The 20,705-nt window shown below is 71.6% G+C and carries 15 protein-coding genes; 8 read left to right on the plus strand and 7 right to left on the minus strand.

What is annotated here, in order from left to right; translation table 11 throughout:
* Positions 1 to 3: 3 nt before the first annotated feature.
* A complete protein-coding gene (locus ACZ7LK_RS31735; protein WP_471144599.1) occupies positions 4 to 2,208 on the plus strand; it encodes a protein kinase domain-containing protein in 2,205 nt (734 codons plus the stop codon).
* 16 nt (positions 2,209 to 2,224) lie between these two features.
* Positions 2,225 to 4,273: an outer membrane protein assembly factor BamB family protein gene (locus ACZ7LK_RS31740; protein ID WP_471144600.1), complete on the plus strand. Its 2,049-nt coding sequence runs from the start codon at positions 2,225 to 2,227 to the stop codon at positions 4,271 to 4,273.
* A gap of 82 nt (positions 4,274 to 4,355) precedes the next feature.
* Here the strand turns inward: ACZ7LK_RS31740 and ACZ7LK_RS31745 are convergent, their stop codons facing one another.
* The 7 genes from ACZ7LK_RS31745 to eccB all read right to left on the minus strand — a co-directional run bounded on the left by ACZ7LK_RS31745 (position 4,356) and on the right by eccB (position 11,667).
* Complete coding sequence (locus ACZ7LK_RS31745) at positions 4,356 to 4,655, minus strand: WXG100 family type VII secretion target (RefSeq protein ID WP_392277721.1); 300 nt, start codon at positions 4,653 to 4,655, stop codon at positions 4,356 to 4,358.
* Positions 4,656 to 4,720: 65 nt separating this feature from the next.
* Positions 4,721 to 5,068 carry a WXG100 family type VII secretion target gene (locus ACZ7LK_RS31750; RefSeq protein WP_392277720.1) on the minus strand — a complete coding sequence of 116 codons (348 nt, stop codon included), beginning with the start codon at positions 5,066 to 5,068 and terminating at the stop codon, positions 4,721 to 4,723.
* Between the two features lie 90 nt (positions 5,069 to 5,158).
* Entirely contained in the window at positions 5,159 to 6,442 is a 1,284-nt protein-coding gene (locus tag ACZ7LK_RS31755) for a S8 family serine peptidase (RefSeq protein ID WP_471144601.1), read from the minus strand.
* Positions 6,443 to 6,467: 25 nt separating this feature from the next.
* Complete coding sequence (locus ACZ7LK_RS31760) at positions 6,468 to 8,180, minus strand: WXG100 family type VII secretion target (RefSeq protein WP_471144602.1); 1,713 nt, start codon at positions 8,178 to 8,180, stop codon at positions 6,468 to 6,470.
* On the minus strand, positions 8,177 to 8,659 hold the full coding sequence (locus ACZ7LK_RS31765; RefSeq protein WP_392277717.1) for a hypothetical protein: 483 nt from the start codon (positions 8,657 to 8,659) through the stop codon (positions 8,177 to 8,179). The genes ACZ7LK_RS31760 and ACZ7LK_RS31765 overlap by 4 nt, the downstream gene beginning before the upstream one ends.
* 222 nt (positions 8,660 to 8,881) lie before the next feature.
* A complete protein-coding gene (mycP, locus tag ACZ7LK_RS31770; RefSeq protein ID WP_469464626.1) occupies positions 8,882 to 10,126 on the minus strand; it encodes a type VII secretion-associated serine protease mycosin in 1,245 nt (414 codons plus the stop codon).
* A 14-nt stretch (positions 10,127 to 10,140) separates the two neighbouring features.
* Positions 10,141 to 11,667 (minus strand): type VII secretion protein EccB, encoded by a 1,527-nt coding sequence (eccB, locus tag ACZ7LK_RS31775; RefSeq protein WP_471144603.1) that lies wholly within the window; start codon positions 11,665 to 11,667, stop codon positions 10,141 to 10,143.
* A 182-nt stretch (positions 11,668 to 11,849) separates the two neighbouring features.
* On the opposite strand from eccB, the gene eccE reads away from it, so the two are divergent.
* From eccE to ACZ7LK_RS31805, 6 genes are all read left to right on the plus strand, one after another.
* A complete protein-coding gene (eccE, locus tag ACZ7LK_RS31780) occupies positions 11,850 to 13,184 on the plus strand; it encodes a type VII secretion protein EccE (RefSeq protein WP_392277714.1) in 1,335 nt (444 codons plus the stop codon).
* Entirely contained in the window at positions 13,184 to 13,900 is a 717-nt protein-coding gene (locus ACZ7LK_RS31785) for a hypothetical protein (RefSeq protein WP_392277713.1), read from the plus strand. Before eccE ends, ACZ7LK_RS31785 begins: the two co-directional genes overlap by 1 nt.
* Positions 13,901 to 14,116: 216 nt before the next feature.
* Positions 14,117 to 14,350 carry a DUF397 domain-containing protein gene (locus ACZ7LK_RS31790; RefSeq protein WP_392277712.1) on the plus strand — a complete coding sequence of 78 codons (234 nt, stop codon included), beginning with the start codon at positions 14,117 to 14,119 and terminating at the stop codon, positions 14,348 to 14,350.
* A gap of 368 nt (positions 14,351 to 14,718) precedes the next feature.
* A complete protein-coding gene (locus ACZ7LK_RS31795) occupies positions 14,719 to 17,607 on the plus strand; it encodes an SCO5717 family growth-regulating ATPase (RefSeq protein ID WP_471144604.1) in 2,889 nt (962 codons plus the stop codon).
* A gap of 202 nt (positions 17,608 to 17,809) precedes the next feature.
* Complete coding sequence (locus ACZ7LK_RS31800; protein ID WP_392277710.1) at positions 17,810 to 19,627, plus strand: ABC transporter substrate-binding protein; 1,818 nt, start codon at positions 17,810 to 17,812, stop codon at positions 19,625 to 19,627.
* A 6-nt stretch (positions 19,628 to 19,633) separates the two neighbouring features.
* Positions 19,634 to 20,662 (plus strand): ABC transporter permease, encoded by a 1,029-nt coding sequence (locus ACZ7LK_RS31805; RefSeq protein WP_392277709.1) that lies wholly within the window; start codon positions 19,634 to 19,636, stop codon positions 20,660 to 20,662.
* Positions 20,663 to 20,705: the final 43 nt, after the last annotated feature.

Below are 20,705 nucleotides of genomic sequence, written 5' to 3' on the forward strand. Positions count from 1 at the left end.
CCCTTGACCCATGACGACCCGGTCGAGATCGGCGGCCACCGCCTGATCGCCCGCCTCGGGCACGGCGGCATGGGCACCGTCTACCTGGCCCGGTCGGCCGGCGGCCGGACCGCCGCCCTGAAGACCATGCACGCCCGCATCGCCGCCGACACCGCGGCCCGCACCCGCTTCCGCCTGGAGACGGATGCCGCCCGCATCATCGGCGGCCACCACGGCGCCACCGTCGTCGACGCCGACCCCGGCGCCGAGACCCCCTGGCTCGCCACGGAGTACGTGCTCGGGCCGCCCCTCGACGACGCCGTCGCCCTCTGCGGCCCCCTGCCCGAGCCGTCCGTCCGGGCACTGGGCGCGGCCCTCGCCGGCGCCCTCGCACAGCTCCACGCCTCCGACGTGGTCCACCGCGACCTGAAGCCTTCCAACGTCATGGTCACGGCCCATGGCCCCAAGATCATCGATTTCGGCATCGCCCGGGCCGCCGGTGACGACCGCCTCACCCGTACCGGCACCGCCGCGGGCACCCCCGCCTTCATGTCCCCGGAGCAGGCCACGGGCCAGGAACACACGTCCGCGGGCGATGTGTTCGCGCTCGCGGGAGTCCTCGTCTTCGCCGCCACGGGGCACGGCCCCTTCGGCACCGGTCAAGCGGCCGATCTCCTCTACCGCGTCCGCTACGCCGACCCCGACCTGACGGGGGTCCCGGCCGGTCTGGCGCCGGTCCTGGCCCGGTGTCTGACCAAGGACCCCGGCCGACGCCCCACCACCCGGGAGCTCATGGCCGAACTCCACGACGGTCACAGCGAGTTCGCGGACCATCTGCCGGCCCCGCTGCTCGTCGACATCGCCCACCGCGCGTCGGCGGTCTGGCAGTACCACCCGCTCCGTTTGGCGGCCCCGGTGGAGGGCCCGTACACGGCTCCGGCCCCGGCCGGCCGGGGCATGTCACGGCGCAAGCTGCTCGCGGCGGCCGGCGGTTCGCTGGTGGGGGTGGGCGCTGCGGGGGCCGGAGCGTGGGTGTGGTCCGGCAGGAAGCCGTCGGACGAGGAAGACGCCCTGCCCTCCACCGACCGTGCGCCCCGCGCGCTGTGGCACGCCGACGCCGGAGCCACCGCGGACGCCCCGCTTCTGATGACCATGAGTGGTGCGGTAGCCACCTGGCAGGACGGACAGCTCGTCGGCCTGGACGCGAGAAGCGGCGAACAGCGATGGTCGACGCGCGCATTCCGGGACACGAGCGACATCACGACCGACGGGAAGGTGATCTACGGCCTTCTCCCCGGGCAGGCGGAGGGCGACGCGCTGTCCCTCCACGCTCTCACCCCCGGCAGCGGAGTCGCGCAGCGCCTCGTCGCCCGGGTGACCGGGTTCGCGGGCTACGGGCACGCCGAAGTGCTGCTCGCGGCAGCCGGCCTGATCTTCGTCGCGGCACGGAAGGTCGTTCCCGGCCACGACACGGACGTGGAACAGAAGAACGACTGGCACCTGCTGGCGGTGGACATCCGCACCGGCAGGAAGCGGTGGCAGATGACCATGTCGGAGTTCGATCCGGGCAACGCCTACACGGCCGTCAGCGTGAAGGTCGTCGGACAACACCTGATCTTCTGCCGGAAGATCAGCTTCGACAGGAACGACGAACCGGTCGACCCGCACTTCTTCGTCGCGGCCGCCGACATCCGCACGGGCAAGCGCGTCTGGGCATGGGAAATCCCCCGGCGGCCCAGGGACACATCGGACATCGTTCCAGGCAGGCTCGCCGTGGACGACAAGCACATCTACGTGGCCAGCGGCCACGTCTGGGCACTGCGGCTCGCCACCGGGGACGTCGCCTGGAAGTTCGGGGACGACCGCAACGACGGCGGCGTCGCCAAGGGAGCACGCCGCTACGGGACACCGGCCGTCAGGGACGGTGTGGTGTACGCGGCCGAGGGGAAGCGGGGCCTCGTGGCTCTGGACGCCTCGACGGGGCGTCTCCTCTGGGCGGAGAAAGAGGACCTGACGCAGGCGTGGGCGCCCGTTCTCGCCCCGCCACCGGTCATCGGCAGGAAGTACGTCTACGTCAGAAGGGACAACGGCATCAGCGCCGTCGACATGCGCACCCGCGCCTCCGCCTGGACCTGGGACACTCCCGCTTCGCTGTTCGCCGCCCACGAGGAAGCCGAACGACTCCTCTGCGTCGACCGCCACTCCATCAACGCCCTCCCTTTCGAGTGAAGAAAGCAATATCGCGATGAATCCCCTCGGCACGGGTGACCCCCTGCGCCTCGGCCCGTACCGGCTTCTCGGCGTGCTGGGAGAGGGCGGTATGGGCAAGGTCTATTTCGGCCGGGACATCGCGTGCCGCGCGGCAGCGGTCAAGGTCCTGCGTCCGGAGCTCTCCCACGACCCGCATCTTGCGCAGCGGTTCGTACGGGAGGCCGTCACCGCGCAGGCCGTGACCAGTTCTGGCGTGGCGAGGGTCCTGGGCGCGCAGTTGGAGGGCGGCCGGCCCTGGATCGCCGCGGAGTTCCTCGCGGGCCCGACGCTCGAAGAAGCCGTCGCCGCGTACGGGCCACTGGACGAGGCCGGACTGCGTGCGCTGGCGACAGCTCTCGCCCGCACGGTCCGGGACATCCACGCGGCAGGTCTCGTCCACCGCGACCTCAAGCCGTCCAATGTCGTCCTGACCTCGGCAGGGCCGCGTGTCATCGACTTCGGCATCGCCCGCCCCGAGCACGGTCTGACCCTCACCACGACCGGCCAGATCCCGGTCACCCCTGGCTACGGTGCGCCCGAGCAGGTCCTGGGGCAGCGCGTCGGACCGGCCGCCGACGTCTTCTCGCTGGGCGCTCTGCTGGCCTACGCGGCGAGTGGTGTGCGGGCCTATGACGGTCCGCATGTCGCCGGCGTGCAATACCAGGTGGTGCACGGTGAACCGGACCTGTGGCACGTCCCTGATGGAATACGGACGCTGCTGCTGCCCTGCTTGGCCAAGGACCCGGCCCACCGCCCCCTTCCCGACCGTATCGCGGACGTTTTCGCGCGCCCGCGGGGTGCGGACCGGGCCTGGCGCAAGGGTCCCGTGGCCGAGGAGATCGCGCGGCGTGAGAAGGCTGCCGCGGCGATGGTCGCGGTCTTGCCTTCGGTCACAGGGGGCAGGCCCTCCCGCAGGCGTCTTCTCATGGGGCTCGCCGGTGGTGGCACCGTGCTCGGTCTCGGCGGGGCGGGGGCGGCCTGGTGGTTCCGGCGCGACCAGCGGCTCGAGGACGTTCCGGTGGTCATCCCAGCGGCCGCGGAACGGCCTGTGGCCGCGATGCTCGAGCCCGACGACGAGCTGGCACCGCTCTGGGGGCCTGTCGCGGGAGCCGACCCGACGGCGCTGCTCCCTCTACCCGTCCGGGATGTCGTGGTGGTCGGCTCGGCCGACAGCGGGCTGACCGCCCGCCGGGTGACCGACGGCAAGCAGAAATGGACGGCCCCGAGGGTGAGGGCGTCCGCCGGTTTGCTCACGGCTGCCGATCGACTCGTCCTGGCAACGGACTTCGACGGCTCCCTGCACGCGTTCATCGCCTCGACGGGCGATCAGGTGTGGTCGGTCCCCATCGCCGCGAACAGGCTGCTGGCTTCGGACGGCCGCGGGGTGTACGTGATGACCGAGGAACGGCAGTTGCAGGCCGTCGGCGCCACGACCGGCAGGGTGCTCTGGTCGGTGCCGACGCCTGTGCGCACGTCGAGTTCGGAGCCTCCCGCGGCAGCCGTCAAGGACGGTCGTCTGGTTCTCTTCCCGTCCGACGGAAACGTCGTCGCCGTGGACACGGCCACCGGCAAGCGCGTGTGGGATCTCGCCGACCAGGGATCGTCAGCCTTCATGCCGGCCGTGACCGGCGACATGGTGCTCCTCGGCGGAAGGACGCTCACCTCCAGGTCTCTCGCCGATGGGAAGGAGCTGTGGAGCGTTCCCGCCGAGTTCGGGGCGTGGGGACCTCCGACTGTCCGCGGCCAGGAGGTGTATGCCGTCGACCAGGACTTCCGCCGCCTCCGCGCGGGCGACGGCAAAGAGGAGTGGAGTCTCTACGGGGGAAGCGGTTTCGGCACCGCGCTTCCGCCTGCCGTCCAAGGAGGCACCGTATGGGTCGCGGAGAGTGACAACGGATTCCTGATCGCCGTCGACACGCGCTCCGGCGAGCAGATCTTCACCTACACGGACCAGGGCCCCGGCGGGTTCGGGTATGCCGCCGACGGCAATCGCGTCTTCGTCGCGCACGCCGGCTCGGTCTCCGCCCTACCGGTCAGACCCTGATGTCCCGGGATAGGAATCGGTCGTGGACGGGGTGGGCACCCCTCGCGCGTGCCCACCCCTGGTGTCCTACGATGCCCGGCGCCTACAGGAAGTAGCCGGCGGCCTTCTTGTCGCCGCCCATGTAGTCGCCGCCCGCCTTCGCGACGACCTGGCCGATCTGCATGAGGGCCTGGTGGATGTCGGAGGCTTCCTTGTCCCACTTCATCTGTTCCTGGACGTAGGCCTCGTGTGCCTCGCCCTCCCAGCCGGCGGCGACGGTGGCCATGGCCGTCTTGATGGAACGCAGGTCCTCTTCAAGCTTCTTGGCCTGGTTGCCGAGCACGGTGGCGGTCGCGTCGAGAGCTCCGTACTTGACGACGAGCCCGTCGTAGTTGGTACCCATGTTTCCTCATCTCACCTTTGGTTGTGGATCGGCCTCGCGTGCCGAAAAGGGTGTGCCCAGGGCTGCTACAGACCGCTGAGGTTCGACTTCGCCTGGGTACCGACACCGAGGTCGACGTTGATGCTCTGCACGGCGGCGAGGACGTCGTCCTCAGTGCCGTCCTTGATCTTCCTGGAGGCGCTCAGTCCCTCGAGGAACTTCGCCAGGATGTTGCCGAGACCCACCATCGAGGTGTTGATCTCTTCCTGCTTCTTGTTGAAGGCGCCTGCGCCGATACCCTTCCACTGGCCCTCAAGGCTGTCGATCGTGCCCTGAATCGCCTGGAGCTGGCCCTTGATCGAGTTGAACTTCTCGAGGAGGTGCCTCTCGAGCTTGACTACTTCGGTATCCGAAAGCCGCTGACCCTGTGACACGGTTGCGTTTCCCTTCTGAACTACTGTGGTGACTTGCTGAGTTGCGCTTCACCAGATGGTGAAAGGTGAAGTCTGACGCACCTGGTCCGGTCAGGCGCTGCGCCGCCGACGTGCGATCGCGTAGGCGGCTCCCGCGAGGACGACCACGACGGCCGCTCCCCCGATGACGAGGCCCGACTTGCTCCCCCCGTCGGCCTCCTGGGCCTCTTGGGCCTCCTTGCCGGAGCCTGCCACGATCGCGTCGGAGCCCGGCTTGCCCTTCGAGGCCTGTGACGGAACTGGTGCAGCGGGAGCGGGCGCTCCCTTGGCAGGGATGTCGCCCCCCGTCTTCTGACGGGTGAGCGGGCTGATGTCGGGCGCGCCGGGGTCACCCTTCTTGTCCAGGATGATCTGGCCGGGGCGGATCAGACCGTAACCGAGGTAGACGCTCCGGGTGCCCTCCTTCCAGTCCCTGGCGGCCGTGTCGATCATCGCGCGCAGGACCTGGTTCGCCGTCCAGTCGGGGTGCTGGGACCAGATGAGGGCGGCGGACGCCGATGTGATGGCGGTGGCCGAACTCGTACCGCCGTCCCCGCCGCAGTACTTCGTGAACGTCTCGTCGCACCAGCCGGGGATGTCGTTTCCGGGGGCGGCAAGGTCGACGTTGTCACCGTGCTGCGAGTAGTCGGAGACTTTTCCCTTTTTGTCGGCGGACGCGACGCCGACCACGTACGGGTAGGCAGCCGGGTACTGGGGCTTGTTCCCACTGGCCGCGTTGTTGCCGGAACCGGCGAAGAAGAGCTTCCCCTTGCGGTGTGCGTATTTCGTCGCTTCTCGCGTCTCCGTTTCGGAGTAGTCGCTGGCGAAGGACATGTTGATGATCTGCGCATCACTGTCCGCAGCAGCCCGGATGGCATCCGCGACGTCCTGTCCGTTCACCTTGCGGTTCTGTTGGTACTCCGAGTCGGAGATCCGCATAGGAATGATCTTCACGCCGGGAGCGAGGCCACGCAGACCACCGCCCCGCCCCGTACCCGCGATCAGCTCGGCCATCGACGTGCCGTGGCCGCTGTAATCGTCCGTTTCGTCGCCGTCGGTCTCCGTGGCGTCGAACCCCTTCTCCACTTGCCCCTTCAGCGAAGGCGTGGACGGATTGACGCCCGAGTCGATGACAGCGACCTTGATGCCTTCGCCGGTGGTGACTTTCCACAGCTCCTCGGCGGCCATCGCGTCGAGATACCACTGCTTCGCCCGCACGTTCTCGGCGGGTGCCGCCGACGCCGTGCCCGCGAGGCCCGTGGACCAGACGCCGACCGCCACCGTGGCACAGACGATCCCTCGCCGGACGGTGCCGGACACACCGCGCTTCCGGTTCCGGCCCATAGCTGACGCCATCCTGACTTCCGAACCTTCCCTGTACCTACTGGATCACCGGAGGGACGGCACCTCGACGCCGACTCTCCCAGGTCTCTTCGTCTTCCGTCAGGTAGTCAGGACGGGACGACTCCGTGCGCTCCTGCTCCTCGTTCTCACCCTCGTTCCGGCCCCTCGCCGCACGAGTCAGGCCCGTACCGCCCTGTGTGAAGCCGCCGGTCCCGGGACGCGAGCCCGTCGCGCCGGCACGCGGTGTGCCGCCCACGACTCCGTCGGGCCGGGCCACAGGCCGGGCCCCGGGGCGCACACCCGTGTCCGCGGGTGGCGTCCCCACCATGCCGCGCCGGCCGGTCTGGCCCCCAGCGGGGCGGCCCGTCGGCGTGCCCTCCCCGCCGACGACCCTTCCGCCCGGAAGACGAGAAGTGGACTGCGGGCCAGGAGTGTGCTGTGGCCTTCCCCCGACGATCCCGTCCGCCCGTCCGGTCCGCGAGGTCCCCGAGGGCTGGTGAATGGCCCCTCGTCCCCCCGCGACGTTCGGCGGGCCGCCGGCGCGTCCGGTGACCGGATTCTGATTCGGCGCCTGGACGGGGCCCTGGCCGCCGAACCGACCCAGCGGCGGCTGGCCTCCCCTGCCGTTCGCCTGACGTCCTGCCGCGGGGTTGGTCTCGGGCATGCCCGCTCGGCCCACAGGGCCCCTGCCCGGACCGGTGGTACGCGGCAGGCCGGTGGCTTCCCGGGGCCGGGGGCCGCCCTTCACCGCATTGGGGAAGGGAGCCACTGGCGGCATCGGCGCGGTCTGGGGCGGGTTCGGCCCTGTGGGAGGCACCACCGAGGTCTGGGGAGGTGCTGTGGTCAGTGGGGGCGGGGGCGCGACGCTGTCGATCTCCATCGCCGTGTCGGGCTGCCGGGGGGCAGGTGCGACGCGCGTGGGAGCTTCCGTGGGGGCTTCCGTGGGCGCCGGTGCGGCGGTGTCCCTCGGCGCGGCCATCTCCGACGTCGCCCCTCGCGGTGCCCTCACCGCCTGCTCGTTGCTGCCCGCCGTGGCGCCCTGAGGCATGTCAATGCTGCCCCGCGGGGGCGGCACATTCGTCTTCAGCGTCGCCTTGAACTCCGGGGGCTGCTTCGCCGCCAGCGTCTGCTCCGACACCGCGTAGTACGAGGCCAGCTTGTACATCTGGTTGATGGCCTCTTGGCGGTCCTTCTCGACCTGCACCGCCTTGTCGTACTCCGCCTTTTTGGCCGCGCGTTCCTCCGGCGGGATGCTCTCGGGCTTCCGCTTCACCGCCCGGTCGTCACGCGGAGGCATCTTCACGGAGGCGAGGCCGGTGCCGGCGACCGTGATCTGCGTACCGGCCACGTCCGCGAACGCGGCGAGTTCTCGCGCGTGGTCGGCCAGCTCCCGCCCGAAGGCCCTGAACGACTCGCCGGACTCGCCCTTCCAGTCGACCTTGTCCACATAGGTCTGCAGCTCGTGAGCGGCGTCCCGGAGCGCGTCCCTCGCGCTCCACAGCGCGGTGCCGGCGCTCTCGAGATCCGCGGGGTTGGTGTTGTCGACCAGGTCGATCAGGTCGTTGAGCTCCCGCTTCTCGAAGTTGCTTCTCGCGAACGGCCCGGGGCCGCTCGAGCCGCCTCCGAAGAAGCTGTCCATGAGCCCGGTGACCGTCCTGGCCATATCGGTCACACCGAGCTGGGAGTGGACGCGTGCGAGGTCCTGCTCGTGCTGTTCCTTCGGGCTTTGCGCCGGCTTGTTCTCGGTCATCGGTACGTTCCCCCGTCCGCGGTCTTGTCGTTGCTGGTCGGCGTCTGCGTCTTCTCGCCCGTCTCACGGGCCTCTGCCGCCGCACGCTCCCGGTCGAGACGCGCCTTGATCACCGCGAACTCGCGCCGCACGTCCTCTTCGACGTTGTCGAAACCGACGTCCGCGGCGTGCACACCGATGCTCAGGATCGTGATCTGGTCATTGAGCGACCGAGAAAGCCTGACAAGGGACTGATGGACCCGGTTGTACTGCGTGAAGAGCCCCTCCGCCTCGGGGAACTCCTCCGCGCTTCCACCGCTCACCGAAGCGCGGGAAATCGTCTGCGCGGACATCTTCGTCCCGCTCGCCGCGCTCTCCTCCAGCTCGGTCAGCAACGTGTTCACGCGCTCCCGAAAGCGCTTCAGCGCCCCTACACCACGCTCGAGATCGCTCGTGCCACTCGAGCCGCCCCCACCCTCTGCCGGAAGCACGATGCCCATTCCTCCCCGTTTGCTACAGCCGTCCTGCATTGCGATCGCGGCGCACCGCGATCCACGGATGTCACTCTAACCACCAGGTGTGACGGTCCCAAGTGCCATTGTCGCCGCCGGACTTCGCTCGCGGCGACATGACCCGCGGCGGCAACGCGCTCGCGACGCCCGGAGGACGCCGCTGTGCGGCTGCAATCGCGGGCTTCTTGCCCCGGCCCGGCTCGCCGTCATTCAGCCGGCCGCTTGCCGCGCCACCCGCCGCGCCCGCCGCCGCGCGTCCCGGAAGGCCACCGCGGTGCCGGTGATGACCGCGACCAGGACTCCGCCCCCGATCACCACGTACGTGGCGAGGCGGGCGTTGCGTTGCTCGGGGGTCTCGCCGAGGTGGAGCTCGGCCGGGGTCGGGGCCTCGGCGCGGGTGATGCCCTCGTGGGCGACCGGGGCCTCGATGGGTTTGTCGTCCTCCGTCAGGGCGCGGACCGGGTCGACGACGCCCCAGCCGACGAGGCGGTCGTGCCCGGCCACCGACCGTTCGGCGGTCTGCTGGATCTGGGCGACGATCTGCTTTCGCGTCCAGTCCTTGTGCTTGGCCTTGATGAGGGCGGCGAGGCCCGCGACGTACGGGGCGGAGAAGCTGGTGCCGTTGTCGGCGCAGTGGCCTCCGCCGGGGACGGTCGAGACCATGTCCACGCCCGGTGCCGCGATCCCGACGAACTCGCCCGACTGCGAGAAGAACGCCCGTTCGTTGTTGCGGTCGGAGGAGGCCACTGCCAGCACTCCCTCGAAGGAGGCCGGGTAGGTTCTCTTGACGTTGCCGCCCAGGCCGTCGTTGCCCGCCGAGGCCACCACCACGATCTGCCGGGCCAGCGCCTCGTCCACCGCCTGCTTCAGCGAGAGGGAGGGTTTCACGGCCTTGGCCGTGTCCTGGGAGATGTTGATGACGTCCGCTTCGGCGTCGATGGCGTGCTTGATGGCGGTCGCCAGGGTGTCGGTGGTGCCGTGTCCTTCGGCGTCGTTCTGCTGGATGGGGATGATCGTGGCGTCGGGGGCGAGGCCGACGAAGCCCGTGCCCTTGGCCGGGCGGGCGGCGATGATGCCGGCGACCTTGGTGCCGTGGCCCACGGTGTCCGTGGTGCCGTCCTCCTTGCCCCGCTCGATCTTGTTGCCGCTGTCGTCCTTGATGTCCTTGGGGAGCAGGTTGATGCCGCTCTTGGTGTCGACGGCCTTCGTCAGCTGCGGGTTCTTGACGTCGACACCGGTGTCGATGACAGCGACCCGCACGCCCTTGCCGGTGGACTGCTTCCACAACTCGTCCAGCAGGACGCGCTGAAGGGACCAGGGCCGGCCTTCGTACATCTTGCCGGGGAAGGTGCACTGGGTGCCGTCGTCCGCGGCGGCCGGGGCCGTGGGCGCGAGGACCAGGGTGAGCGCGGTGACGGCCGAGGCCGCCAGCGGGCGCCGGTACGTGGATGTCATGTGCGACCCGCCCCTCAGGAGCCCTGCGGCTGACGCGCCGCGCCGGTGGACAGGCGGGGGCCGGTGGGGAGGAAGGCCGACCACGCGGCGGGGACCGGGACGGGGCCCACACCCTTGTAGCCGAGGCGGTTCTGCGCCTGCTGCGCCTCCTGCTGACGCGCCTGCTTCTCCTCCTTGGAGCCGGAGGAGCCGATGCCGGAGTCGTCGGTGGCGGTGTCGCCGTTGGACTGCATCGCGTAGCGGAGTCCGGTGTCGGTGACCAGGAAGAGGAAGCCGGTGTGGGTGGTGGAGCCCTTGAACTGGCGGAAGAGCTGGCCGGAGCCGGGGGTGACGTAGGCGCTGCTGGAGCCGGTCGGGAGGGTGGCGGGGAAGTCGCTGCCGGCCCAGGTGCTGAGGGTGGTCCTGCCGTTGTCGCCGTCCACCTCGCGGAGGACGTTGCAGACGGTGTTGCGTTTGCCTTCGCCGATGCCGGCGTCGTTGACGGGCTTGGGCGCGGACTCGGGCCACTTCTTGTCCCGGCCGAACGCCTCGCCCGGCTGGAAGGCTCCGGCGCTGACCGACTTCGCCTGGCCGGCCTGTCCGAGGTCGATCAGTTCCCTGCTGTTGAGCAGGAGCTTGGCCATGAAGTCGGACACGGGGGCGACCCGGCCCCGGAGCACGACGTACTGCTGCTTCCTGGTCCCGTCGGTGGCGGTGAGGACCATGCCGACCTTGTTGTCCTCGGGGTCGAGCGGTCCGTCGATCCCGGCGGGCTCGCCGGGGGTGCCGGGGACGGTGGGGAAGGTGATGGTGTCGCCCTTGTGGAGGGTCTCCAGCCAGGCGGCCGACACCCGTTGGGCGGCGCGTCCCTGGCCGACGAGCTGGCGGAGGAGCAATTCGTCCTTCTTCACCGGATACGCGGTGCCTCCGGCATCGACGACGTACCGCGTGGCGTCGGGGCCCTCGACGTAGAGCAGTTCCCCGCCGCGGAGGCGGTCGGCGCCCTCGGTCCGGCCCTCCTCGCGCTCGGCGAAGACGAACGCGGCCTTCTGGATGGCGCGGCCGCCCTCGCCCGGCCGTTCGCAGACGGCCCAGCGCTTGGCGGCGCCGGCCTCCTTGGGGTCGGGCAGCCGGTCGGGGGCGTAGGGGATGCCGAGGGTGGCGCCGTGGGGGATCCTGCCGTCGTCGAGCACCGACTCGTCGACGTTGATCACCGTGCCCTTGTCGGGGTTGAGCAGGAGCTTGGCGGAGGACATGTTCAAAACGGGGTGGAGCTGCGTCTTGTCGCCGGTCTTGAGCACCACGTAGCGGGTGGTGGACTTGCTGGCGATGATGACGTTCTCGCCCGGGGTGTCCCAACTCTTCGGCGCCACCGGCTTGAACATGCCCCAGGCGGCGAAGACGGCGAGGACCACGGCGCCGGCGATGGCTCCTGGCACCACCGCGCGCAGCGGGCGCGGAGCGCCCTCCTCGGAGCCGGTCGTATTGGGCTGCACGAACTGCGCAACAAGCCTCCGCTTTGCGAAGGTATAGGCGTTGAGTTCGTCCCGTCGTGATGCCATTTGTCCGCTGCCCCTCATCCCCTCTGGGCGACCAGGTTCCCACACGCATCGAAAACCCTCTGCCGTCGCGCCGCGCACTACTATGCCTGCTGGCGCTTGCGTCCCACCGCTCAGGTAGGGTGATCGCCCGGTCAACGCCCATAAGAATTTGGCAATTGCGGACACGAGGGGGCAACGCGGCGATGGGTACGGCGACGCGCGCGCGAAATGGGCGGACTTCTCGGCGGGCCCCCGACAGTTCCCGACGGCAACGGAGTAACGCCCGCTCCACGCCGCCCACTCAGGGCCCTCCCGCGACCACCACACTCCGTCCCCTCTCCCGCACCGGCCGTCTCGGCCCCTTGCAGCTCCGTCAGTTGGTCCTCGTCGAGGCGGCGCTCGCCCTGGCCGCGGTCGGGTTCGCCCTCGGCGGCCTCTGGGTCGTCCCCACGTGCGCCGTGGCGTGCCTGATGGTGCTGTTCGCCGTGATCCGCCGCAGGGGAAGGGCGCTTCAGGACTGGCTGTCCACGGCACTCTCGCTGCGCGCCCGCAGGCGCGGGGCCGCCGCCCCCGCGGCCGACACCGACCCGTCGCTGGCCGGTGTCACGGAGAGCGTGCCGGGCTTCCGCCCGTACCCCTACGTGGACCGCCGGCGCCGCACCGTCGGGATGCTCGGCGACGGCACCTTCCTGACCGGTGTCGTACGCATCGAGGCCAGCGGTTCCGCTTTGCGCCCCGCCTCCGGCGCACGGGCCCTGCCGCTGTCGGTCCTGGGCGACGCCCTCCAGGTCGACGACATCGTCGTGGAATCGGTGCAGTTGGTGCAGCAGGTGCGGCCCGCACCGGCACCGCACCTGCCCCAGCAGGCGGTGGCGCGGCTCTCGTACGCCCCCCTGCACGAGCGCACCGGAGCGCCCGCGTCGCGGATGACCTGGGTCGCGGTGAAGCTCGACCCGGAGCTCTGCGCCGAGGCGGTCGAGGCGCGCGGCGGCGGTACGGAGGGGGCACAGCGCTGCCTGGTGCGCGTGGCGGACCACGTGGCGAGCCGTCTGACCGGGGCCGGTTTCCAGGCGGTGGTGCTGGACCAGGAGGAGCTCAACTCCACGGTGGCCACCGCCGCGTGCGCCAACCCCCGCGCGGCGGCGCGGGCGGCGCGTCCCGGCGCGGCGCCGCAGCGGCGTACGGCGGAGACCTCGCGGGTCTGGCGGTGCGACGACCGGTGGCACACCACCTACGCGGTCGGCCGCTGGCCCGAGCTGGGCCGGGGTGCGTCGCCGCTGCCCCAGCTCGTCTCGCTGCTGACGTCCGTTCCGGCGTACGCCACCACCGTCAGCCTCACCTTGCGGCGCGGAACACGCCAGGGGGCGATGAACATCCTCGGCCACGTACGTATCACCGGCGGATCCGACACCGAACTCGTCGGGGTGCGGCGGGCGTTGGAGCAGGCCGCCCGGTCGGCGAAGGTGGGCCTGCTGCGCCTGGACCGCGAACAGCTTCCCGGTGTCCTCGCGACGCTGCCGCTGGGAGGTGCGCGCTGATGGCACGCACCGCTTCCGCACGCGGCCTCCGGGGGCTGTTCGGACCCCGTCACGCGGGCCACAGCGTGGCCACCGACCACCTGGGCGCCCTGTCCCTGCCCGTCGGGGACGACGGCGTGGTGATCGGCGACGACGCGGAGGGCCGCCCGCAGCTGATCGGCTTCCACCGCTCCACGCCGTACGACGTCCTGCTGATCGGCGGCCTGTGGACCGCCCAGGTGCTGGCGCTGCGGGCGGCGGGCACCGGGGCGCGCGTCGCGGTGGAGACGGGCCGGCCGCAGGAGTGGACCACCCTGGCGCAGTCCGCGGGGGCCGGGCTGGAGTGCGTCACCCTGCACGAGGTGGGCCGCGTACCGCCGCTGGGCGCGACCGTGGGCAGTCCCGTCGTCGTCGTACGGGACTGCGGCATGCGCCCGCCCCGGGGGCGTGTGGTGTCCTCGCCGTGGCAGTCCGTCCTGACACTGCTCCCCTATCTGAGCCCCGTGGCACCACGGCTGATGCGGATGGCCACGCTCGTGGGCGTCCAGCGCGTCTCGCCCCAGGAGGCGCAGCAGATCGGCCGGATTCTGGGCCTACACAGGACCGAGACGGAGGCGCTGCCGACCCTGGCGGACGGCGTGACCCTCTGGTGCTCCGGGCGGGAGCGGCACTGGGTGATGACCGCCGCCACCGACGCGGAGTCGGGCCTGCTGGGCATGCCCCGCCGGATCGACTGAGCCCCGCCGCGCCTCACTCCCCCGGGTGACGTACGGGCCCGGCTGCGGCCGACGCGGGCCCCGCGGGGCGGCGTACCGATCCGCGGAAGACGTCCGTCCCCGGCCTGCCGACTGGCCTACGATACCGATGGTGACGCTTCAGCAACATCCAACTACGCGCCGCCACCGGGTGTTTGCCCACGCCCGGCCGGCCGGCCGTGACCGAAGGGAACCGTGATGGGGAGCGCAGAGGAGAAGGAAGCGCTGTACGCGCTCGACATTTCCGGCGTCGAATGGCACGGCGCCCCGGGAACGAGCGCGGACGAGGAGCGGGTGGAGATCGCCTACCTCCCGGGCGGGGCCGTCGCCATGCGCTCCTCCCTGGACCCCGGCACCGTCCTGCGGTACACGGAGGCCGAGTGGCGGGCGTTCGTGCTCGGGGCGCGCGACGGCGAGTTCGACCTGCGCTGACGGCTCGGGGCCGGCACGCGGGACGGGACCGGGTACAGGACGGGGCCAGGACCCGGCCATGGCGGGGGCCTTCGGGACCTCGCCGGCCGGCCGGGCCCCGCCTCCGTTGGATCGCTCCCCTTTTGTACGGCTCTGCCCCTCACGCTCCGCCGTGTGCAGGTCACATGAGGGACACGGGTGGGGCGCGGAGGTGCGCCGACGCCGGGCGGGCCTGCCGGGCGGGTGGTGTTGGCGATTAGGGTGGGTGAGGGCGCGGCGCGGTCGTACGGGCATGGCCGCCACGCCCCGGGGGAGAGCCGGGCCGATCGGAACAACGGTGGCCCCCACCCACGACGGCACAAGGGTGCTCGACCACACCAGGAGGCAAAGTGAACGGCGATCGGGACGACATCCACGGGAGCTGGAACATTCCCGTCGAGGAGTCCGACGCGGATCCCGCCGAGATGACGGGTGAGTTCACCATCGACTACACCCCGCCCGCCTGGTACACGCAGAACGCGGGCGACACGTCGGGGGCCGGGACGCCCGCCGCTCCGTCGGCCACGCCCGTCCCGCCCCCGCCGCCGCACGGTGCCACACCGGTGGCGGTGCCCGAGCAGCCGGTGGCGGTGCCCGAGCAGCCCGCGCCGGCGGCCGCGGATGTGCCCGCGGAGGCGGCGGTGGCGGATGCGCCCGCGTCCGCTGAGGGGGTTGCGGCCGCGGCTGTCGACGGGGTTGTGGCACCGGATGCGGGGGCGGTGGTGGCTCCGGAGGCGGCTGAGGCTCCTGGGGCGCCGTCGAGCGGCGACTTCGAGTCGGGTTGGGCGCCGGGGGCGCCGGCGGCGGAGGCCCCCGCGGTGCCTGCCGTGCCCGCGGTGCCTGCCGTGCCTGGCCCGGAGGCGCCCGCTCCGGCGGCGCCTCCGGTCGCTCCCGTCACCCAGGCGGCTGCCGAGCCCGCGCGGGAGCCGGAGACGGGGCCGGCTCCGGTGGAGGCCGAGCCGGTGCAGGCCGAGCCGGTGCAGGCCGAGCCGGTGCAGGCCGAGCCGGTCGTGGCCGCGGACCAGCCGCAGCCGTTCGGTGGCGGCGACGTGGAGAGCGGGGCCACCATGCGCTTCTCCCCCGCCGCGCTGAAGCGCGAGATGGCGGAGATCGCGGCACGTGAGGCGGCGGGATCGGCCGAGCGGGCCGAGCCCTCGCAGGGCGGCTCCGAGGGCGACGGCGCTGCGGTGGACGCCGACGCGGACGCCCAGGCCGGGCCCGACGCCCCGGGGAACGGCGAGGGCCCTGTCGCCGGGACGCCCACCGGGGCGGAGGAGGCGCCGGAGGCCGCCGGTGCGGTCGCCGACGCCGTGCCCACGGGCCCCGCACCCCAGGACACCGCGTCCCAGGGCCCCGCACCCCAGGACACCGCACCGCCCGCGCCCGCGCAGCCGTGGGCCCCGGTGCCGGGCCAGCAGGGAGCGGGGCTCCCGCCGCTGCCGCCCGCGTTCCAGCCGGCCGCGCCGACCGCCGCGCCCCAGTGGCCCGTACCGCCTGCCCAGGCGCAGGCGCAGCCCCCCGCACAGCCGGCTCCGGCCGCGCCCGCCCAGGACCAGACCCCGGCCCCGGCCCCGGCACCCGCCGCGCCGCTCCCGCCGCAGGCCCCCGCGCCCCAGGCCGGGTACGGGTTCCCCCACCCCGGCCAGCAGCAAGCACCGCAGGCGGGCTACGGCTTCCCGCACCCGGGCCAGCAGCCCATGGCGCAGCCCGCACCCCAGGGCGGCTACGGCTTCCCCCACCCGGCCCAGCAGGTCCAGCCCCAGCACCAGCCGCACGCCCAGCCCGGCCAGCACCCGCAGCCCGCCCAGCACCCGCACGCGGCCCAGCACCCCGCCCCGCACCCGCAGCAGCCGCCCGTCGATCCGCGGACCGGGGCCGCCTGGCCCAGCTCCGTCACGCACGACCAGCGCGAGCGGTCCGTGCCGGGGGCGCCGCTGGGTTACACGGCCGCGGTGGAGCTCTCCTCCGACCGCCTGCTGCGCAACAACAAGCAGAAGGCCAAGTCCAGCCGGAACCCCTCCGCCTCCGCCCGGTTCAAACTCGGCGGCAAGAAGGAGGAGGCGGAGCGCCAGCGCAAGCTGGAGCTGATCCGTACGCCGGTGCTGTCCTGCTACCGGATCGCGGTCATCTCCCTCAAGGGCGGCGTCGGCAAGACGACGACCACCACCGCCCTGGGCGCCACCCTCGCGACCGAGCGGCAGGACAAGATCCTCGCGATCGACGCCAACCCCGACGCCGGTACGCTCGGCCGGCGCGTGCGCCGCGAGACCGGGGCCACGATCCGGGACCTGGTCCAGGCGATCCCGTACCTCAACTCGTACATGGACATCCGCCGCTTCACCTCGCAGGCGCCCTCCGGCCTGGAGATCATCGCCAACGACGTGGACCCGGCCGTGTCGACGACGTTCAACGACGAGGACTACCGGCGCGCGATCGACGTCCTGGGCAGGCAGTACCCGATCATCCTGACCGACTCCGGCACGGGCCTGCTCTACAGCGCCATGCGTGGTGTCCTGGACCTCGCCGACCAGTTGATCATCATCTCGACCCCGTCCGTCGACGGTGCGTCCAGTGCGTCGACCACGCTCGACTGGCTGTCGGCGCACGGGTACGCGGATCTGGTGCAGCGCTCGATCACGGTGATCTCCGGGGTGCGCGAGACCGGCAAGATGATCAAGGTCGACGACATCGTGCAGCACTTCGAGACGCGTTGCCGCGGGGTCGTCGTGGTGCCGTTCGACGAGCACCTGGCGGCGGGCGCCGAGGTGGACCTGGACATGATGCGGCCGAAGACGCGCGAGGCGTACTTCAACCTCTCCGCGATGGTCGCCGAGGACTTCGTACGGGCGCAGCAGGCGCAGGGGCTGTGGACCGGTGACGGCCACGGGTCCGTGCCGCCCCAGTTGGCCCCGCCGGTGCCCGGCCAGCCGGTGCCGGGCCAGCCCTACCCGCCCCAGCAGCCGGTGCCCGGTCAGCCGGCCCCCGGCCAGCCGTATCCCGCACAGGGCTGGGAGCCGTACCAGCAGCCGGTTCAGCCCGGCCAGGCCCCGCCCCCGGCGCCGCACCCGCAGCACCCGCAGCAGCAACCCCAGCACCAGCCGCAGCAGCCGCAACACCCCCAGCAGTACCCGCAGCAGCCCCAGCCGCCGCAGCCGCAGCCCGGCTGGCCGCAGCAGCAGCATCCGCAACAACAGCCCCAGCAGCAGCCCCCGCAGGCTCCGCCAGCTCCTCAGCAGTAGGGCGTCAGAGGACTGGACCAATGAGGGCCCGCACCGTCGTCACGGTGCGGGCCCTCACCGCATTCTCGCAGCACAGAGCGGGTTTGACGGCTCGTCAACGGATGGTCAAAGGATCGCCGACGCGTCGTTGACGCGCCTCCGTCCCGCTGGTAGACCTTCGCTTCACCAGCCGGCGCCCCGAGATGGACGCGAGGTCAACCTCATGGTCACCATGGCTCCACACCGCTCCCTCCGCCTGCTTCTCGCCTCAGGCTTAGCCGCCACCTCACTCACCGCCGGCCAGCCCGCGCGGGCGGACGAGGGGGACGGCGGGGACGGCAGGACCGTCCTCAGCATCGCCGTCTCGCAGAGCGTGGACTCGCTGAGCCCGTTCCTCGCCCAGCGGCTGGTCTCCACCAGCATCCACCGGCTCGCCTACGAGTACCTCACCAACTACGACGCCAAGGACGCGCACCCCGTCCCCGGCCTCGCCACCGCCTGGAAGTCGTCGCCGGACAAGCTGACGTGGACCTACACGATCCGGGACGACTCCACGTGGTCGGACGGGAAGAAGGCCACCGCCGAGGACGCGGCCTGGACGTTCACCAAGATGATGACGGACGAGAACGCCGCCACCGCCAACGGCAGCTTCACCGCGAACTTCCGGCAGGTCACCGCGCCGGACCCGAGGACGCTGGTCATCAAGCTGAAGAAGCCGCAGGCCACCATGACGGCCCTCGACGTCCCGATCGTCCCCAAGCACGTCTGGGAGAAGGTCGGAGACTTCTCGAAGTTCAACAACGACAAGCGGTTCCCCATCGTCGGCAACGGCCCCTTCGTCATCACCGACTACAAGGTCGACCAGTACGTCAAGCTCACGCCCAACAAGACGTTCTGGCGCGGCGCGCCCAAGTTCGACGAGCTGGTGCTGCGCTACTACAAGGACGGTGACGCGGCCGTCGCCGCACTGCGCAAGGGCGAGGTGTCCTTCGTACCGAACCTCACCCCCGCCCAGGCCGCGGCCCTGAAGTCGGCGCCGGACATCAAGGTGAACGACGCCCCCGGCCGCCGGTTCTTCGCCCTCGCCACCAACCCCGGGGCGCGTGCCAGGGACGGCAGGAAGTTCGGCAGCGGCCACCCGGCACTGCTCGACCCGGCGGTCCGCAAGGCCCTGTTCCAGGCGGTCGACCGGAGGACCATCGTGGAGAAGGTCTTCCAGGGCCACGCCGTGGAGGGCGAGGGGTACATCCCGCCGCGCTTCGGCACGTACTTCTGGAAGCCCGGGGGCGCGCAGCGGATCGCCTACGACCCGGCACAGGCGGCGCGGACACTGGACCGGGCGGGCTACCGGAAGAACGCCGGCGGCAAGCGGGCCGGCAAGAACGGCAGGCCGCTGGACTTCCGGATCCTGTGCCACGCCACCGACCCCAACGACAAGGCGGTCGGCAAGTACCTCCAGGAGTGGTGGGGCGAGCTCGGCATCGGCCTGGAGGTCGACTGCCTCGACAACGTCTCCGACCCCTGGGCGAAGGGCGACTACGACCTGGCCTTCGACGGCTGGTCGGTCAACCCGGACCCCGACTTCGTCCTGTCCATCCACACCTGCGGCGCACTCCCCGCCACCCCCAAGGACACCGGCGCGACCGACAACTTCATCTGTGACGCGCGGTACGACGAGCTGTACGCCCAGCAGGCGGTGGAGTACGACACGGCCCGACGGGCCGACCTGGTCAAGCGGTTGCAGTCGCGGCTGTACGACACGGGGTACATGAACGTCATCGCGTACCCCAACGCGGTCGAGGCCTACCGCACCGACCAGATCGCGTCGATCACCACGATGCCCTCGGACGGCGGCAACATCTGGGGCCAGGACGGCTACTGGAGCTGGTGGTCCGCGGAGCCGGCCGCGAAGGGCCCGGACGACGGCTCCGGCTCCTCGGCGACGGTGTGGCTGGTGATCGGCCCCGCCGCACTGGTCCTGGTCGCGGTGGGCGTCTGGGCCGCAATGCGCCGCCGCTCCACCGCCGACGACCGCGAGTAGCCGGTGGTGACCACCGTCGGCCCGCCCGCCGAGGCGGCGCGGCGCCCGGGCAGGACGACGAGCGGCTATCCGCGCTACCTGGCGGGCAAGCTGGGCGGCGCGGCCGTCTCCCTCTTCGCCGTGCTCGTCACCAGCTTCTTCCTGTTCCGTGTCCTGCCCGGCGACCCGGTCAAGGTCATGACGCACGGCATGCCGACGTCGGCCGAGCAGATGGCGACCCTGCGGCGGCAGTTCGGGCTCGACCTGCCGCTGTGGCAGCAGTTCACCGACTACTGCGCCAAGGCGCTGACCGGCGACCTCGGCACGTCCTACCAGTTCCGGACGCCGGTCGGGGAGCTGATCGCGCAGAAGGTGCCGGCCACGCTGCTGCTCACCGGGGTGGCCGTCGTGCTCTACTCGGCGATCGGGCTGTGGCTCGGCACCCGTTCCGCCTGGCGCCACGGCGGCCCCGGGGACAGGCTGAACACGGCCGTCGCACTGACGCTGTGGTCCGTGCCGTCGTTCTGGCTCGGGCTGCTGGCCATCATCGTCTTCTCGGTGGGTGTCGGGCCGGTGCCCGGCCTCTTCCCCACCGGCGGCATGGAGTCGGGTGACGCGACGGGGTTCGGGTACGTCCTGGACGTCGCCCACCACATGGTGCTCCCCGTGCTCACCCTGGTGGCCGTGGGGTACGCGCAGACGCTGCTGGTGATGCGCGCCTCGCTGCTCGACGAGATGGGGGGCGACTACCTGACGACCGCGCGGGCCAAGGGGCTGCGGGACGACTTGGTGCGCCGCCGGCACGCCGTGCCCAACGCGTTGCTGCCCACCGTCACGATGGTGTTCATCAACCTGGGGCACGTGGCCGCCGGGTCGATTCTCGTGGAGACGGTGTTCTCCTGGCCGGGGCTCGGGGGACTGTTCTACCAGGCGCTGTCCGTACCGGACCTGCCGCTCGTGCAGGGTCTGTTCGTCGTCTTCGCCGGGGCGATGATCGTGATGAACCTGCTCGCCGACCTGCTGTACCCGTTCCTCGACCCCCGGGTGGGCCGATGACCACTTCCCCGGAGTCCTCAGCGAACTCCTCCCCGGACCCCTC

Source organism: Streptomyces sp. NPDC039423 (genome assembly GCF_055598725.1).

Excerpts from the sequence above, each read along its gene's own strand:
- ACZ7LK_RS31740 (WP_471144600.1), top strand. The coding sequence starts at position 2,225 with ATGAATCCCCTCGGCACGGGTGACCCCCTGCGCCTCGGCCCGTACCGG.
- ACZ7LK_RS31745 (WP_392277721.1), bottom strand. The coding sequence starts at position 4,655 with ATGGGTACCAACTACGACGGGCTCGTCGTCAAGTACGGAGCTCTCGAC.
- ACZ7LK_RS31755 (WP_471144601.1), bottom strand. The coding sequence starts at position 6,442 with ATGGCGTCAGCTATGGGCCGGAACCGGAAGCGCGGTGTGTCCGGCACC.
- ACZ7LK_RS31760 (WP_471144602.1), bottom strand. The coding sequence starts at position 8,180 with ATGACCGAGAACAAGCCGGCGCAAAGCCCGAAGGAACAGCACGAGCAG.
- ACZ7LK_RS31765 (WP_392277717.1), bottom strand. The coding sequence starts at position 8,659 with ATGGGCATCGTGCTTCCGGCAGAGGGTGGGGGCGGCTCGAGTGGCACG.
- mycP (WP_469464626.1), bottom strand. The coding sequence starts at position 10,126 with ATGACATCCACGTACCGGCGCCCGCTGGCGGCCTCGGCCGTCACCGCG.
- eccB (WP_471144603.1), bottom strand. The coding sequence starts at position 11,667 with ATGGCATCACGACGGGACGAACTCAACGCCTATACCTTCGCAAAGCGG.
- eccE (WP_392277714.1), top strand. The coding sequence starts at position 11,850 with ATGGGTACGGCGACGCGCGCGCGAAATGGGCGGACTTCTCGGCGGGCC.
- ACZ7LK_RS31785 (WP_392277713.1), top strand. The coding sequence starts at position 13,184 with ATGGCACGCACCGCTTCCGCACGCGGCCTCCGGGGGCTGTTCGGACCC.
- ACZ7LK_RS31790 (WP_392277712.1), top strand. The coding sequence starts at position 14,117 with ATGGGGAGCGCAGAGGAGAAGGAAGCGCTGTACGCGCTCGACATTTCC.
- ACZ7LK_RS31800 (WP_392277710.1), top strand. The coding sequence starts at position 17,810 with ATGGTCACCATGGCTCCACACCGCTCCCTCCGCCTGCTTCTCGCCTCA.